This is a genomic window from Rhodococcus sp. 06-418-5 (assembly GCF_002258285.1).
Classification (GTDB): domain Bacteria; phylum Actinomycetota; class Actinomycetes; order Mycobacteriales; family Mycobacteriaceae; genus Rhodococcoides.
This window is the reverse complement of record NZ_NOYE01000008.1, coordinates 275,327-291,796: the sequence shown is the minus strand read 5'-3', so window position 1 is coordinate 291,796 and position 16,470 is coordinate 275,327. Positions and strand designations below refer to the sequence as shown.

Annotated in this window: 14 protein-coding genes and 2 tRNA genes; 5 read left to right on the top strand and 11 right to left on the bottom strand. The window is 65.5% G+C overall.

Features of this window, described 5'->3' with window-relative positions:
- Both CH274_RS03115 and pknB read left to right on the top strand, forming a co-directional pair.
- On the top strand, positions 1 to 1,365 hold the full coding sequence (locus CH274_RS03115) for a serine/threonine-protein kinase (RefSeq protein ID WP_094656695.1): 1,365 nt from the start codon (positions 1 to 3) through the stop codon (positions 1,363 to 1,365).
- A complete protein-coding gene (gene pknB / locus CH274_RS03110; RefSeq protein ID WP_032397000.1) occupies positions 1,362 to 3,299 on the top strand; it encodes a Stk1 family PASTA domain-containing Ser/Thr kinase in 1,938 nt (645 codons plus the stop codon). Before CH274_RS03115 ends, pknB begins: the two co-directional genes overlap by 4 nt.
- A 16-nt stretch (positions 3,300 to 3,315) precedes the next feature.
- Here the strand turns inward: pknB and CH274_RS03105 are convergent, their stop codons facing one another.
- Positions 3,316 to 3,957 (bottom strand): aminodeoxychorismate/anthranilate synthase component II, encoded by a 642-nt coding sequence (locus CH274_RS03105; RefSeq protein WP_094656799.1) that lies wholly within the window; start codon positions 3,955 to 3,957, stop codon positions 3,316 to 3,318.
- 13 nt (positions 3,958 to 3,970) lie between these two features.
- Complete coding sequence (locus tag CH274_RS03100; RefSeq protein ID WP_094656798.1) at positions 3,971 to 4,717, bottom strand: DUF881 domain-containing protein; 747 nt, start codon at positions 4,715 to 4,717, stop codon at positions 3,971 to 3,973.
- Positions 4,718 to 4,920: 203 nt separating this feature from the next.
- Between CH274_RS03100 and crgA the strand changes: the two genes are divergently transcribed.
- Entirely contained in the window at positions 4,921 to 5,184 is a 264-nt protein-coding gene (gene crgA / locus CH274_RS03095) for a cell division protein CrgA (RefSeq protein ID WP_032396997.1), read from the top strand.
- A gap of 36 nt (positions 5,185 to 5,220) precedes the next feature.
- Positions 5,221 to 5,706, top strand: coding sequence for a PH domain-containing protein (locus CH274_RS03090; protein ID WP_094646260.1), 486 nt, complete (start codon positions 5,221 to 5,223; stop codon positions 5,704 to 5,706).
- Positions 5,707 to 5,783: 77 nt separating this feature from the next.
- Here the strand turns inward: CH274_RS03090 and CH274_RS03085 are convergent, their stop codons facing one another.
- Together CH274_RS03085 and CH274_RS03080 are read right to left on the bottom strand one after the other, a co-directional pair.
- Positions 5,784 to 6,713: a rhomboid family intramembrane serine protease gene (locus tag CH274_RS03085; RefSeq protein WP_045197780.1), complete on the bottom strand. Its 930-nt coding sequence runs from the start codon at positions 6,711 to 6,713 to the stop codon at positions 5,784 to 5,786.
- A gap of 24 nt (positions 6,714 to 6,737) precedes the next feature.
- Positions 6,738 to 7,274: a peptidylprolyl isomerase gene (locus tag CH274_RS03080; RefSeq protein WP_094629007.1), complete on the bottom strand. Its 537-nt coding sequence runs from the start codon at positions 7,272 to 7,274 to the stop codon at positions 6,738 to 6,740.
- 94 nt (positions 7,275 to 7,368) lie between these two features.
- Here CH274_RS03080 and CH274_RS03075 point away from each other — a divergent pair, with 94 nt between their 5' ends.
- The gene (locus CH274_RS03075) at positions 7,369 to 7,749 is read left to right on the top strand and encodes a hypothetical protein (RefSeq protein WP_143546519.1); all 381 of its coding nucleotides are present in this window, start codon (positions 7,369 to 7,371) and stop codon (positions 7,747 to 7,749) included.
- Here CH274_RS03075 and CH274_RS03070 read toward each other — a convergent pair.
- The 7 genes from CH274_RS03070 to gyrA form a co-directional block, all read right to left on the bottom strand.
- Positions 7,744 to 9,375 carry an alpha/beta hydrolase gene (locus CH274_RS03070; RefSeq protein ID WP_094656693.1) on the bottom strand — a complete coding sequence of 544 codons (1,632 nt, stop codon included), beginning with the start codon at positions 9,373 to 9,375 and terminating at the stop codon, positions 7,744 to 7,746. The genes CH274_RS03075 and CH274_RS03070 overlap by 6 nt on opposite strands.
- Positions 9,376 to 9,494: 119 nt before the next feature.
- The gene (locus tag CH274_RS03065) at positions 9,495 to 10,493 is read right to left on the bottom strand and encodes a GGDEF domain-containing protein (protein ID WP_230596956.1); all 999 of its coding nucleotides are present in this window, start codon (positions 10,491 to 10,493) and stop codon (positions 9,495 to 9,497) included.
- A gap of 205 nt (positions 10,494 to 10,698) precedes the next feature.
- Positions 10,699 to 11,649, bottom strand: coding sequence for an acyl-ACP desaturase (locus tag CH274_RS03060; RefSeq protein ID WP_045197778.1), 951 nt, complete (start codon positions 11,647 to 11,649; stop codon positions 10,699 to 10,701).
- Positions 11,650 to 12,058: 409 nt separating this feature from the next.
- Positions 12,059 to 12,131: transfer RNA gene (locus tag CH274_RS03055), tRNA-Ala, on the bottom strand.
- Between the two features lie 190 nt (positions 12,132 to 12,321).
- Positions 12,322 to 12,395, bottom strand: a tRNA-Ile gene (locus CH274_RS03050).
- Positions 12,396 to 12,504: 109 nt separating this feature from the next.
- A complete protein-coding gene (locus CH274_RS29885; protein ID WP_306436591.1) occupies positions 12,505 to 13,914 on the bottom strand; it encodes a DUF3566 domain-containing protein in 1,410 nt (469 codons plus the stop codon).
- On the bottom strand, positions 13,915 to 16,458 hold the full coding sequence (gene gyrA, locus CH274_RS03040; protein WP_032396992.1) for a DNA gyrase subunit A: 2,544 nt from the start codon (positions 16,456 to 16,458) through the stop codon (positions 13,915 to 13,917). It abuts the gene before it with no gap.
- Positions 16,459 to 16,470 lie beyond the last annotated feature (12 nt).

Below are 16,470 nucleotides of genomic sequence, written 5' to 3'. Positions count from 1 at the left end.
GTGCCATTGAGCAACGGGGCTGTCATCGCCCAGCGCTACCGACTGCTGCGCCTGATCGCCACCGGCGGTATGGGTCAGGTGTGGGAGGCGATGGACAACCGCCTGGATCGCCGCGTGGCGGTCAAGGTACTGAAGGCGGAGTTCTCCGAGGACCCGGAATTCCTGCAGCGCTTCAGGTTCGAGGCGCGCACCACCGCACAGCTGAACTACCCCGGAATCGCCGGGGTCTACGACTACGGCGAGACCCGTGACGGCGCGGGCGAATCACTGGCCTACCTGGTGATGGAACTGGTCAACGGTGAGCCGCTGAACGCGGTGTTGGGCCGGATGTCCCGGTTGCCGCTCGGCCATGCCCTCGACATGCTCGAACAGACCGGCCGCTCCCTGCAGATCGCGCACACTGCAGGCGTCGTCCACCGCGACGTCAAGCCGGGCAACATCCTGATCACCCCCACCGGGCAGGTCAAGATCACCGACTTCGGAATCGCGAAAGCGGTGGACGCGTCGCCGGTCACCAAGACCGGAATGGTCATGGGCACAGCGCAGTACATCGCCCCCGAACAGGCACTCGGCGAAGAGGCCACCTCGGCTTCCGACGTCTATTCGCTCGGAGTCGTCGGATACGAAGTACTCGCGGGCACGCGGCCGTTCGTGGGCGACGGCGCCCTGACCGTGGCCATGAAGCACGTCCGCGAGACGCCGGCACCCATGCCGCTCGACCTGCCGCCTGCCGTACGCGAACTCATCGAGATCACGATGGTCAAGGACCCCGCCGCGCGCTACGCCAACGGTGGCGAGTTCGCCGACGCCGTCGCCGCGGTCCGTGCAGGCCGTCGCCCGCCCGCACCCGGAAACTCCCGCGGTACGGGCACCGGCCGGGTCATGATGCCGGGCGTCGTACCCAGCCCTGCGGCGCCGTCGAGCACCCAGATGATGCCGACATCGCAGCGCGAGTACCGCGGACCGGTCACCGGAACGGCAGCCGCCGCAGTCCCCGAGTCCACCGGAATGTCGTCGGCGCAGAAGGCCCTGGCCTGGGGCGGCGCCGGACTGCTGCTGCTGGCCATCCTCATCGGCGGTTACGTGCTGTTGACCGGGGGCAGGGACGACACGCCGACTCCGTTCGTGCCGCCGACCACCACGACCACGCAGCCGACCACCACCACGACCACAACCACCGAACCCACGACGACCACGGAAGAAACCACCACCGAAGAAACCACGACGACCACGACGACGACCACAACCGAGGCGCCGACGACCACCGAGGAAACCACGACGACCACGGCCGAGCCGACGCAGACGACGACGAGACGGCCGCTGATCGAGATTCCATTCCAGCAAGATCCTCGAGGACAACAATGACGACTCCCCGTACGCTGTCCTCTCGCTACGAGCTGGGCGAGATACTCGGTTTCGGCGGCATGTCCGAGGTTCATCTGGCACGTGACACTCGGCTGGATCGCGACGTCGCCATCAAGGTCCTGCGCGCCGATCTCGCTCGCGACCCCACGTTCTACCTGCGCTTCCGACGCGAAGCCCAGAACGCGGCCGCCCTGAACCACCCCGCCATCGTCGCCGTGTACGACACCGGCGAGGCCGAGACCGAGGCCGGACCGCTCCCGTTCATCGTCATGGAGTACGTCGACGGCGACACCCTGCGCGACATCGTGCGCGCCGAGGGACCCATGGCGCCGCGTCGGGCCATGGAGGTCATCGCCGACGTCTGTGCTGCACTCGATTTCAGCCACCGCAACGGAATCGTGCACCGCGACGTCAAACCCGCGAACATCATGATCAACAACGCGGGCGCCGTGAAGGTGATGGACTTCGGCATCGCGCGTGCCATCGCCGATTCGTCGTCGCCGATGACCCAGACCGCCGCCGTCATCGGGACCGCTCAATATCTCTCACCCGAGCAGGCCCGCGGCGAACAGGTCGACGCTCGATCGGACGTCTACTCGCTCGGATGTGTGCTGTTCGAGATCCTCACCGGCGAACCGCCGTTCAAGGGTGATTCACCGGTCGCCGTCGCCTACCAGCACGTGCGCGAGGATCCTCAGCTGCCGTCGCTGGTCAACGACACCGTGCCGCGCGAACTCGACTCGATCATCCTCAAGGCGATGGCCAAGAACCCCGCCAACCGCTACCAGAGCGCCGCCGAGATGCGTACCGACCTGGTCCGTGTCCTCGGAGGTCAACGCCCGAGCGCCCCGATGGTCATGAACGACGAGGACCGCACCACGATCCTCGGATCGGTCGACTCACGGCAGGCAGACTTCTCCGGCGCGGACAAACCGGCCGCAGCCGCCGCACCCCGTGCGTCGAGGCACGCCGAACGCGAGGACGAACCCAGGAGCCGTCGCGGCCTCAAGATCGCCCTCGTTTCCGCGGCGTCGATCATCGTCGTCGCGATCGTCGGAGCATTCCTGTGGTCCCTCGGTCCCGGAGCGGAGCCCACGTCCGTCACCGTGCCGTCCGTCGCCGGACTCGTCGCGGACGAGGCCCAGCGGGAACTCGAGAACGTCGGACTACGCGTCACCGTGCAGGAGAGGCCGGATGCGTCGGTCCCCGAGGGTTCGGCGATAGGCACCAACCCGGCCGCAGGGTCGCAGACCGAATCACCGGGAGACATTCAGCTCGATGTCTCCTCGGGCCCGCAGCAGGTGCAGGTGCCGCGGCTGACCGGACGAACGCAACAGGAGGCGGCAGACGCCTTGAACGAGGTGGGCCTCGAACTCGATCCCACCGTCGCCCGTGCGCCGTCGACGCCGGAGAACCTCGACAAGGTCATCGAGCAAAACCCGTCCTCGGGCGTGAGCATGAACGCCGACTCGCAGGTTCGCATCACGCTCGGTTCGGGGCCTGCACAGGTCCGGATGCCCAACGTCGTCGGCCAGCTCGTCGACGTCGCGCAGCCGAACGTCGAGGGTGCTGGGCTCCGTGTCCAGATACAGAACATCGACTCGAGTCAGCCGGTGGGACAGGTCGTCTCGACGGACCCGACCGGTGGTGCCAACGTCGCCGAGAACACCGTCGTGACATTGAGGGTCTCCAACGGAGACAAGATCCCGATGCCGGACCTGTCCGGCCTCACCGAGGCTCAGGCCCTGACAGCGCTGGAATCGGCGGGGTGGACCGGAACTGCATCGAACCTGTCGACGTCGAGGCAGTCGACACTCGACCCACTGATGGTCGGGCGAATCGTCAACCAGACGCAACCGGCAGGCTCGGAGATCAGCAAGACCGACACCATCACTGTGAGCATCGGGGCGCTGGGAATCCCCAGCGGCAACTAGCCGCGTCGAGGCCGGGTCAGGCGAACGCCTCGGCGACCTGGGCTTCGAGCTTGGCGACGAGACCCTGGTCGGTGGGCATCCCACAGACGGTCAGCCAGTTCGCCAGCATTCGGTGGCCGCCCTCGGTGAGGATGGACTCCGGATGGAACTGGACGCCGTGAATCGGTAGTTCGGTGTGCCTCATCGCCATCACCAGACCGGATTCGGTGCGCCCGATGATCTCGAGTTCGTCCGGGATCGTGTCCTCCCGGACGGTCAGCGAGTGGTAGCGAGTGGCCGTGAACGGCTCGTTCATCCCCTCGAGAACTCCGACGCCCGAATGGTGCACCAGGCTGGTCTTACCGTGCAGCAGTTCCGGGGCCTTCTCCACCGTCGCACCGAAGGCTGCACCGATCGCCTGATGGCCCAGACAGACCCCGAGCAGGGGCGTCTTCGCGCGAGCGCTGGCCGAGACGAGATCCATCGTGGCACCCGCGCGCTGCGGCGTGCCCGGCCCGGGGCTGAGCAGAATGCCGTCGAACCGGCCAGCAGCGGCGTCACGGTCGGTGAGGCGCTCGTCGTCGTTGCGCCAGACCTCGACATCGGCATTCAACTGGCCCAGGTACTGGACGAGGTTGAAGACGAAGCTGTCGTAGTTGTCGACGACGAGAATACGCATGTGGACAGCGTACTCAGCGAGGCTGTGCATACCGCATGCGCACCGATTCGGAGTACGCGGGCACCGAGAGGTTCTCGGACGCAGCGACGTCGTAACGGAGGCCGTATCGAAGCGCGTACTGCTCGTACAACCGCACACCCGGCTCGTTCTTCAAGGCCGCGCGCAACCGATCCGAATCTCCGATCGCCGTCATCACGTACGGCGGACTGTACGTCCGCCCGCCGAGCAGAAGGGTGTTTCCGATGCACCGCGGAGCCGACGAGGCCACCAGGCGTTGATCCTGCATCGCGATCGCCGACGCGCCGCCGGCCCACAACGCGTTGAGCACGCTCTGGACATCGACCTGATGAACCACCAGATCGTCGACGGACGCGTCGGACGCATACGAGCCGTCCGGTCCACGGGGAGCGTCGGCCATCGTGACGGTCACACCCCCACCGGACGCGGGCTCGCGTCCCGCCGCGTCGGCCAGGGAATCGATACGCACCAACGCATCGGCAACCTCGGTGTCCCCCGTCGCAGTGCGTTGCTGGATGGACTCGACCTGCTGCTCGAGCGCGTCCCGGCTCCGCTGGGCATCGTCACTGCTGAGTCGGGCCGCATCGACCAGATCCGCGAGCCGAGTGGTGTCGCCGCCGCGCAGCTCGGAGCCGTCCGAGACATGCCTGGTGGTGCCGAGCAGCAGACCCACGACAGAGCAGACCACCACGGCGAGCACCCACCAGCGCGTGTCGGCGGGGGCAGTCGATCGTCGTCTCACGGGTGCTCGCAATTTGTCCGGTGGGTCGGTGCTGGGCTCACCTGCGTTAGCGTGTACAGCAACCGGTTCGGTGACCGTCACGGTCCTCGAGGTGACAATAGCCTGGGGATGCGCGGCACCCGCCGATCCACAGGTTCCGACCGTAAGTTGTCCACAGGTACGGCCGCAGTGCCACCGGCCGTCACGAACACGAAGAGGAAGCAATGCCGAAGTCGAAGGTACGGAAGAAGAACGACTACACGATCAACCCGGCGAACCGTACGCCGGTCAAGGTCAACGCCGGGCCGTCACCGGTCTGGTATGTGGTGCTGATGCTGGGATTCATGCTGGTCGGGCTGCTGTGGCTGATCGTCTACTACCTGGCTTCCGAGGACATCGCCTTCATCGGGAACCTCGGTGCCTACAACTTCCTGATCGGCTTCGGGTTCATGGTCGTCGGACTCGTGATGACCATGCGGTGGCGCTGAGAGCCGACCGAGTTACATCGATGTCATTCATCCCCAATGTGGATAAACCCTGTGGATAACTCTACGAACGATCCACAGGGTGTGTACGAACAGCAGTGGGCGACGCCCCTCGTCGCCGTCGCAGCCCTGGTCGTGGGCGGAATTGCGCTCGGAATCGGAGCTGCACTCTCATCCACCGACGCAGCCGGAACATTCCTCGTCGGCCTCGCCGCCGTCGGAATGTGGATCATCGCCGCACTCGCCGCCGCACAACGCCCCCGACTGGCCATCACCCACGACGGATCACTGGTGATGAAACGCCTCGGCGGCAAACACACGTACACCCGCAATGACATCGTCCGCATCAAAATCGTGAAATACCCACGACTGGGCCGACGCGTCCCGATGCTCGAACTCGACGTCCGCCCACCCGGCGAAGACGACGACCGACTCATCATCTTCGGCAGATGGGACCTCGGAACCGACCCCCGAGATGTGTACGACGCACTCGAAATACATGGTCTGGTGCCACGCAACTCCTGACCGCCCGGCCCCCAGGGGTCACTCGATGTGACATTCAGTGGCCTTTTGGGGGGTCGATGTCACATCGAGTGGACTGGCTAGAGGCCCATATGGGCGCGCAGGTCGAGTACACGGATGGCGATGATGCCCAGTGACACCAGAGCGACGGCGATGACCGAGAGCCAGGCCATGGACACGCCGGCCATGGTTCGTTGTCGACCCGTGTCCGGGGTTCGTCGGGAGAGGAACACCAGACCGGCGGTTGCGGCGGCTCCGGCGACGAGTCCGCCCATGTGTCCCCACAGCGAGATGCTGGGGATCGAGATGCTGATGAAGATGTTCACTGCGATGACGATGAGGATGGGTGCCGGGCTTCGCTTGAGCCGCAGCAGGATGACGGCCTGCGCGCCGAGGAGGCCGAAGACGGCACCGGACGCGCCGACGGTGAGCGCCAGTGGGTTCTCCAGCAGCATCACCGACGCGCTTCCGCCGAGGAGCGAGAGGAAGTAGACGACCAGGTAGCGGGTTCGGCCGAGCACGAGTTCGACGTCGCGACCGATGATGTACAGCGCGAACATGTTCACGAGCAGGTGGATCGGCCCGTAGTGGACGAAGCCGCTGCCGATCAACCGGAACACGTCGCCGTCGGAGACGAGCAGGCTGTTGAGAGCCCAGCTGCGCGCGAGCGCGGATCCGGAGGTGTTGTTCATCGGATCGCCGGACTGTGCCACGGTGATGCCGTAGACGATCACGTTGACGGCGATGAGGGCGTACGTCAGTGGGGTTTTGGCCGATCGTGCCATGGGTGCACCGGCGACGGTCTGCGCAGTGCGGATGTTCTTGTTGCCCTCGCGCACGCAATCGACGCAGTGCTGTCCGACGGCGGCGGCCTGCAGACACTGCGGACATGCCGGCCGGCCGCAGCGCGAACAGGCCAGGCCGGTGGGGCGATCGGGATGTCGGACGCACACCGACTGGGGTGGGTTGGGCTGGTCGCCGTAGGCGCCACCCCAGCCGGGGTTCGTCATCTTGTCGAGAGTCCTTCGGTCAGATCAAGAGATGGTGACGTTGTTGATGACGACCTCGTCCACCGGGCGATCTCCGCGGCCGACCGGCGTGCTCGAGATCGCGTCGACGACCTTCTTCGACGCCTCGTCGGTGACCTCACCGAAGATGGAGTGCTTGCGGTTGAGGTGCGGGGTCTTGCCGGTGGTGATGAAGAACTGCGAGCCGTTGGTGCCGGGGCCGGCGTTCGCCATGGCCAGCAGGTACGGGCGATCGAAGGAGAGCTCCGGGTGGAACTCGTCCTCGAACTTGTAGCCCGGTCCGCCTGCACCGGTGCCGGTCGGGTCGCCGCCCTGGATCATGAAGCCGTCGATGACGCGGTGGAAGACCGCGCCGTCGTAGAACGGTCCGGTCTTGGCACCCGATGCGTTCTGCGTCGTGTACTCCTTGGATCCGTCCGCGAGACCGACGAAGTTCGCGACGGTCTTGGGGGCGTGATTGCCGAACAGTTCGATGACGATATCGCCGCGGTTGGTGTGCAGCGTGGCCGTTTGGGTCTTGTTTGGTGAAGTCACGCCCTCCATCGTGCCATCTCGGGTGATCGGGCAGTTCACAACGGGCATCGAGTCGGGTGTATCGGGAGGGTTCAGCGGGGGTGTGTTGTGGAACAGTGAGGGTATGACGAGCACAACGAAGCCCGACCAGGGTCGGTCGACCACCGGTACCGCAGCGTCCGCGCTGCTCGGAGCCGCATCTGCCGCTAGCAAGGGTCCGGCCGGAGTGGGCCTGCTGTTGGCCAGACAGGGTTACGGGCTGGCACGCAAGCAGGCCGCGCAGCGGCGAGCGGTGACCGCGGAACGTATTGCCGAAGCGAATCGCACCCCGGCGCTGGTCACGGCCGACGCCGGATCACGTCGGACCCGCCGAATCCTGGTGTTCGGTGCCGCTGCTGCCGTCGTCGGAGGTGTCGTGTTCTTCCTCGGTCGTCGTCGCAACGAGGTGCCCCCGCCTGCCGACGTTCCGCCGAGTCTGGCCGACTACGACGACACGCCGTCATAGGTACAGAGCTTTCTGCAGCAGGTCGAGCAGACCCGGCCTCGTTCTGATCACGGCCTCAGCGCCGCGGTCGGCGACGACCAGTGCAGTGTTGTGTCCGCTGGTGGTGCCCTCGGTGAGATAGTCGCTGTGCCCGCTCGAGCCGCCGGCCCCGTCGGACGGCTCGGTGGACAGCAAGGTGACTCCGTCGAGTGCGCCCGGATCGCGGCCGAACGCGGCGAGATCGGCGACGATATCGCCTTGGGCCTCCGCTGCGAAGGTGTGTCCGACGGGAAGCTGAAGGTCCGCGACGCTGTGGGTGCCGAGCCCCGGTGACCCGAGAGCCACGAACTCGTCGACTCCCGTGTCACCTCGGAGCGCAGATGCTGCCGTGAGGGATCCGTAGGAGTGGGCCAAGACCGACAGATGCGGATCGCTCGCACGCGCGGCGTCGAGGCCGTTCAGAAACGGAACCAGTCGATCGGCTCCCGCCTGCGCAGCCGCACCCGAGACCACGGTCCGATTCGGATCGAGCAAACTCCACCCCACCTGAGGGGCTTGGTAGTCCAGCCAGGTCACGGCAGCCGCAGATTGTGGTCCGTCTTGCGAAACAAGTTGCTGCACAGTGCTTTCGAGGTTCTCCATGTCGCCGTCGTAGCGGGGAAGATGACCGTGCACCGTCGAGCCGAGACCGGGCACGAAGACGGCGACATGGGTTGCGGTATCGACATCGCCGACCGCCACGGCCGCCATCGTCTCCTCGTACGAGGAATTGTCGAGGACAAGAAGCTGTCGAGCTCCTTGCGCCAGCGTCGCGTCGATCGCATCGAGTGATGCCAGCCGTGTGCGAGTCTGCTCGAGTCCGGCATCGGCGTCACTGAAGATTCCGCCGAACACATTGTCGTCCAACTCTTTCTGCAGTTCGGCCTCGACGGCGCGGAGGCGGATACGCTCGGCGGCCAACACTCGGCGGTTGGCGCTGTCCCGTACCCGTCCAGGCAGGCCGTCGAGATTGCCGATCAGCGTGGGCTGTTCGACGAGCAACCTGGTCCGTGCCGCGGACGAGAGCGCGCTCCAGAAGGCAGCATTGGCCGCCGGTGACCCGTCGCGCGGCACCGAAGCCGCAACTACCGTCGCGACGGAGGCTGCGGACGTTTCCCCGGCGAGGCGTCGGGCAAGGAAGTCGTCGAAGTCCGTGGCCGTACGGATCAGCTGCGCGATTCGCTCGGCGAGCTCGTCACGGCACCGCCGCCGCTCTCGCATCGTCGACCACAGATCCGCGAGCGCAACCGAATACGACGCTGCAGCGTCGGACACCGAGCCATCGGATTCGACCGCGAATCGCTCGTCCGCCGCTGTCTGCTCCACCGAGCGGAGGGCAGCGACCAGACTCTGCATGTCGATCGAGGCATCCGCGGTACAGGTCGCGATCCGAAGCAACTCGGCTGCGACGTCTGCCAGATCGGATCGGATGCGGCTCATCGCCTCACGCGCCGCCTCGGCCGCAGGACCGTCCCACCCTGTGCCCATGGCCGCGTCCGCTACCGAATCGTGCACGGCAGTCACTTCACGCCAGCGCCGCATCAGGGCTTCGGACGCGGCTGCCAGCACTCGGCTGTCCCATGTCCTGAACTCGTCGAGAGTGACCATCGCGCATCCCCCGCAGCATCGTCGTTGTCGACGAGTCAACGCGAGAAGTGCACAGCGCGGGAAAATCTATCCCCAGCCTGTGGATGAAATCTGGGGATCAATGCTGCGTCGACGGAGCGCTACTGCGCGATCCTGCGAATCGGGCCGCTGTACCCGGCGTCGGGATCGGACGGCCGACTCGTCCTCGGCGGCCGGCTTCGCTTCGCCCGGTACAGATCGGCGTCGGCTGCCCGATAGATCTCACCCCAGCGGCGACCCGCGGGCATGCAGGCCAATCCGACGCTCCACTCCGCACGATGAGCGCGGCGCAGTCGCTCGATGATCTGCCAGGCCTCCGTTTCGAGAACCCCCGGCATGAACAGCACGAACTCGTCTCCGCCGAGCCGACCGAGAACGTCACGTCGGGTCAACTGCCCCTTCCATGCCTTCGAGACCCGGGCGAGCAGGACGTCACCGGCAATGTGGCCGTACTCGTCGTTGATCTCCTTGAAATTGTCCAGGTCGAGCACGGCGAGGCTGACCGACAATCCGCGAGCGGCACATGCCGGCAACATCTTCTCGATCTTGGACTCGAACCCGAATCTGTTGAGCAGGCCGGTCAGAGCGTCGTGCGTCGCGGAATAGCGCATTCGGCGCGCGAAGACACCGAACACCTCCGTGGCACCGACGATGCCGAGCGCCACGAGGATGTAACTGATGAACGGCGTTCCGTACGGCGCGATCGCGGCTCCGATGACCGCCGAAACAGCAAGCACTGCAACCCAAATGCCTGCACTGCGTTCGGACCAGAACGCACCGATGTGCATGCCGAGGAACATGGCCGCCTGGACGCAGATCAAGAACGCCGGCATGGTGTCGCTGCTCCCCAGCGCACAGGCGAGTGCCATCACCGACAATGCGGTCGCCAATCCCACCGCCTGCTTGGGGCTCGGCACACCCGCCCTTGCCAGCACCACGATCGCCGTCGGACCGAGTATCAGAGCCAAGGCGGCCAGAACCTGCTGCGCACCGGTCAGATTCGACCACGACGCTATCGCGCTGGCGGCGTACAGAACCGTGGTGACCGCCGCGAACACGGCGAGCATGCGTCCGGACTCGTCGAACCTGGGCCTGCTCACCAGTCGATTCCAACCGTGCAAGACCATGATTCGGCCGACTGGAGGCAGCATTCACCGAAAGAAACACCACCACTCACCCGATACCCCCCAGGCACCATCGGCCCTCCCCACGCACTACGGCCATCGCCTCACATGACCCAACGATGCCCGGACTCTAACACCTCCGAGACGTGATCACGACTCTGGCCGGCGAAGACGTAGCAGGTCAGGACGCCTTCTCGGCGCGTGCCGCCTCCCTGGCAAGCAGACGATCGCGAGACTCCTCGAACTTGGTCGCCTTGACTGCCAGGTCTTCGACGAAGGCTGCCAGCCGATCACGATCCCGCTCGCCCTCACCCGTGAAATCGTTGCGCTCGAAGATCTTCCACTTGCGCAAGACAGGCATCAACACCTCGTCCAGATGCTGCCGCAGATCGTAGATCCCGTGCTTGGCCAACGTCATCGCATTCTTGCGGAAATTGGGCATGTTCAGACCGGGCATCTGGAAGTCGGTCGCGACATCGGTGATGGCGCGGACCATCTGATCGGGCACCAGATCCAGCGACGCCTCACCGAGGTTCCGATAGAAGATCATGTGCAGGTTCTCGTCCGCGGCAACACGAGCCAACATTCGATCCGCCACCGGATCTCCGCACGCCAGACCCGTGTTCCGGTGCGACACCCGCGTCGCCAACTCCTGAAACGTCACATACGCCACCGAATGGAGAAAATTCGCGCCATCCATCGGCGCATCGACGCCCACCGTCATGTGATGCATTCGCGCCCGCTCCAGCTCCACCGGGTCGACCGCTCGGGTCACGACCAGATAGTCGCGCATGACAATGCCGTGGCGATTCTCTTCCGCAGTCCAACGCCCCACCCACGTCCCCCAGGCACCGTCCAACGAGAAGTTGTCTGCCAACCCCCGGTGATACGACGGCAGATTGTCCTCGGTGAGCAAATTGGTGATCATCGCCGTGCGAGCCAGTTCCGACAACGACGACTGCTCCAGAGACCAGTCCTGCCCACCCATCGCCGCGAAGTTCCGACCCAGATCCCACGGAACGTAATCATGCGGATGCCATTCTTTCGCCATCGACAGATGGCGATTCAAATTGGCTTCCAGAGTGCCGTCGAGTTCCGTCAACAGCTCTTCATGATCGAGAACACGCGTCATCTGCGGGACTCCTTAGAGATTCGAGATGCCCGAACCGCCAACCGATTCGAGACAGTGGCGAACAGCGTCCGCCGAGATCGGACGACGGCACACCCCCCTGCGGTGCGCCGTCGCGACCATCCACATCGATCCGAGAACCGACGTGCTTTGCACAGCGACCACGCTAAGGATCGAAATACGGATACGACACAGAACCGACGACTGTCTGGACATGTGGGCGCCGAAGCACAGACCGCCTTGGGTCCGATCACAACCGGGCCGCCGAATCCGCTTCGAACCTCTCGGCACTCGCGGGCACTCGATGTCACATTCAGTGGACTTTTGGGGGGTCGATGTCACATCGAGTGGACGTGGGGCCGGGTGGAGAAACGAAAAAGGACGCCCACCGAAGTGGACGTCCTATTTCTTGTGGAGCCTAGGAGATTCGAACTCCTGACATCTGCCTTGCAAAGGCAGCGCTCTACCAACTGAGCTAAGGCCCCGGGTGTTGCCGGTAATCGTAGACGAACCTTACACGTCCACTCCGAGCGATTGTCACGCGGTGGGGATTCTGTGCCAGACGCCGTCTGCGCTGCGCTGCGAGCGCACCTTCGATAGTGTCAGCACTGCAATCACCGCCGATGCGACCAGAAGAAGGATTTTCACGTCCTGCCTCTTTTCGTTCGTTCGGTGTGGGCCTAGGAGGACTTGAACCTCCGACCTCTTCCTTATCAGGGAAGCGCTCTAACCGCCTGAGCTATAGGCCCTCATCACTACTTCGGACCGAAGAAAACCTCTCCTCGAACCGAGGGATGAGATTACCGTATCGGGCCGCTGTCTTCCAAAACGGCCCGATACGGCTGTCGATGATGCAGGTCAGTCGCGGTCTGCCAATGTCACTTCGACGCCGCCGACCAGGTCCGACGACAGGTTGTAGATGAAGGCGCCGATGGTCGTCAGAGCGGTGAAGAGTACGACATTTATCACACCGATCACCGCCGCGTAGCCGAATACCTGCCCGGCGCTGACGAGTCCGCCGTCGCCGGATTCGTTGACGATCTCGGTGAACGCACTGTTGAGCCGTTCCCAGACGCCCATGCCGTCGAGCACTGCGTACAGCAGGCCGACCGACACCATCCACACGAAGAACAGCGACACTGCGATCACGAGGGCGATCTTGAGCGTCGACCACGGATCGATCTTGCGGATCTGGATGGTCGCCCGCAGGGGATCGCCGTCGGCACTGGGCACGGCCGTGATCGATGCAGGTGCCGCACGCTCGGACAGGGACGGCTCCGGGTGCCGCACCGCGGACAGATCCGGCATGTCCTTCGCCAGATCCTTGCGTTCGATGTGCCGTGTCGGTCCGTCGATGACCGCGGCCTTCGACCTGGCGGCTTCTCGCCGTTCGGTCTTGTCCTCGGTCGATTCGCGCTGGATCGGCTCGGCGGACGTGCGAGCCGATCGATCGAACTCACCGGTCGGAGGCAGTGCCGCACCGCGTCCGGAGAGGTTGGTCTGCGGCTGATTCTGCGGCTGCTGCCGATCGTCGGTTCCCTGCGATGCGGGACGCTGACCGCGCTGCCAGGGCGGGGTTCCCGAGCCACCTTGCGGACCGTCGTTCTGCTGGGCCGGCATCGCCTGAGTTGCTGCCGGACCGGCCTGGTCCTGACCCCGAGCGGCTTCCGGCGCGCGTGACGCCTCGCCGGTGGCCGTCGACTCGGCGGAGACCTCCGGAGTGCGCACGGTCTCGCCGGGTGCCGATCGCTGTGGAGTCGAGAGCTGTGGAGCCTGCTGTCGTGGAGGTTGACCGCCCGGTGCCTGCCGCTGTGGCGGCTGGCCGTTCTGCGGCGGACCAGCGTTGGGTCGACCGGCCGGTTGCTGACCGGGTCCGGGCGGACGGCCGGGAGCCTGGGGCGGCTGGGCCTGCGCCGGACCGGCAGGAGCCTGTCCCTGCCGAGGCGCACCCTGCTCGGTGGCCCCCGGAGGAGCCTGAGGCGGCGGTCCCTGAGGTGCAGGCGGCCGCTGCGGCGGGGGTCCCTGAGCCGGACGTGCCGGACCGTTCGGAGCACCCGGTGCGGGTCGCATCGGTGGGCGTGCACCCCCCTGTGGGGCCGGACCACGGCCTGCGGCGGGCGCGGGACGAGTGGCCGGCTGCGGGCGGTTGCCCGGGCGAGCTCCCTCGGGCGGCGCGGGACGCGCGGGCTGCTCGGCCCGCGCGGCATCCCGGCTGTCCGGTCCACCGCTGGGGCCGGGCCTGCTACCAGGCCGGTTGGGAGTGCTCACTTACGACTCCTTCGCTGCATCGTCTTCGGTGCCCAGAGAATCCGGTTCGATCTCGTCGGCGTTGCGCGCGATCGCGAGCAGTGTGTCGCCTTCACCGAGATTCATCAACCGCACGCCCTTGGTCTGTCGGCCGGCCTTCCGAACCTGCTTGGCAGCGGTCCGGATCACGCCACCACTGGACGTGATGGCGTACAGCTCGTCCTCGTCGTCGACGATGAGAGCTCCCACCAGCGTGCCACGCTTCGGGTCGTACTGGATTGTCAGCACTCCCTTTCCGCCGCGGCCCTGCTGGGGGTAGTCCTCCATCGCGGTGCGCTTGGAGTATCCACCCGAGGTCGCGACCAGCAGGAACTTGTTCTCGCTGACGACGTTGAGCGAGAGCAACGCGTCCTCGCCGTTGAAGCGCATGCCCTGCACGCCCGAGGTGGCGCGGCCCATCGGGCGCAACACCTCGTCGGTGGCAGAGAACCGGATGGACTGTCCCTGCGCCGAGACCAGCAGCAGATCGTCGTCCGAGGACGCGAGAACGGCCCCGACCAACTCGTCCTCGCCGCGCAGGTTGACGGCCACGATGCCGCCGCTGCGGTTGGAGTCGAAGTCGGTCAGTCGTGACTTCTTGACCAGACCGCCCTTGGTGGCTAGCACCAGGTACGGCGCATCCTCGTAGGTCTTGATCTGGATGACCTGGGCGATGCGTTCGTCCGGCTGGAAGGCGAGCAGGTTCGCGACGTGCTGACCGCGGGCGGTCCGATTGGCCTCGGGCAGTTCGTAGGCCTTGGCCCGGTAGACGCGCCCCTTGGTGGTGAAGAACAGGATCCAGTCGTGAGTCGAGCAGACGAAGAACTTGCTGACGATGTCGTCCTGCTTGAGCCCCGCTCCCATCACACCCTTGCCGCCGCGCTTCTGCGATCGGTAGAGGTCGGTCTTGGTGCGCTTGGCGTAACCGGTCTCGGTGATCGTGACGACCACGTTCTCCCGGGCGATCAGATCCTCGTCGTTGACGTCCCCGTCGGCGGCGATGATGCGCGTGCGACGGTCGTCGCCGAACTTCTCGACGATCTCGGCGAGCTCGTCGCGCACGATCTGTCGCTGCCGCTCCGGCTTGGCCAGAATGTCCTGCAGGTCGGCAATGGTGCGTTCGAGTTCGGCCAGCTCGTCGATGATCTTCTGACGCTCGAGGGCTGCGAGGCGTCGCAGCTGCATGTCGAGGATGGCCTGGGCCTGAATGTCGTCGATGTCGAGCAGCGAGATCAGGCCCTGCCGCGCGTCGTCGACCGTCGGAGATGCCCGGATCAGGGCGATGACCTCGTCGAGCGCATCGAGAGCCTTGACCAGGCCGCGCAGAATGTGGGCACGCTCTTCGGCCTTGCGCAGGCGATACCGCGTACGTCGGACGATCACGTCGAGTTGGTGAGTGACGTAGAAGCGGATCATCTGATCCAGGCGCAGCGTCCGCGGAACGCCGTCGACGATCGAGAGCATGTTCGCGCCGAAGCTCGTCTGCAGCTGCGAGTGCTTGTAGAGATTGTTGAGCACGACCTTCGCGACGGCGTCGCGCTTGATCGTGACGACGATGCGCATGCCGACACGGTCGGAGGACTCGTCGTCGATCTTGGAGATGCCCGAGAGCTTGCCGTCTCGGACCTGCTCGGCGATCGAGGTGATCAGGTTGTCCGGGTTGACCTGGTAGGGCAGCTCGGTGATGACGATCGTGGTGCGACCGTTGGAATCTTCTTCGATCTCGACGACGCCGCGCATGCGGATCGAGCCACGGCCGGTGGAGTACGCATCCTGGATGCCCTGGCCACCGACGATGAGGCCGTGGGTCGGGAAGTCGGGGCCCTTGACGCGTTCCATGCAGGCCGCGAGCGTCGCTTCTTCGTCGGCCTCGAAGTTGTCGAGGGCCCAGAACACCGCGTCGCCCAGTTCACGCAGGTTGTGCGGCGGAATGTTGGTGGCCATACCGACGGCGATGCCGTTGGAGCCGTTCATCAACAGGTTCGGCACGCGGGACGGAAGGACCGTCGGCTCTTGGGTTTTGCCGTCGTAGTTGGGGATGAAGTCGACGGTTTCCTCGTCGATGTCGCGCAACATCTCCATCGCGAGCGGAGTCAGCCGGGCCTCGGTGTAACGCATGGCTGCGGCGCCGTCGTTGCCGCGGGAGCCGAAGTTGCCCTGGCCGTCGACCAGCGGGTACCGCATCGACCACGGCTGAGCCAGACGCACCAGTGCGTCGTAGATCGAGGTGTCGCCGTGGGGGTGGTAGTTACCCATCGTCTCGGCAACGGGGCGTGCGGATTTGACGTAGCTGCGGTCGGGCCGGAAGCCGGAGTCGTACATCGCGTACAGCACGCGGCGGTGCACCGGCTTGAGTCCGTCACGCACCTCGGGCAGCGCGCGCCCGACGATGACGCTCATCGCGTAATCGATGTAGCTGCGCTGCATTTCCTGCTGGATGTCGACCGGATCGATCCGGTCGCCGCCCTCGGCGTTGGTGGTCGAACCCGGCGGGGGTCCTACCGGCGGTTCGGTGATGTCAGACATGCAAATCTCCTC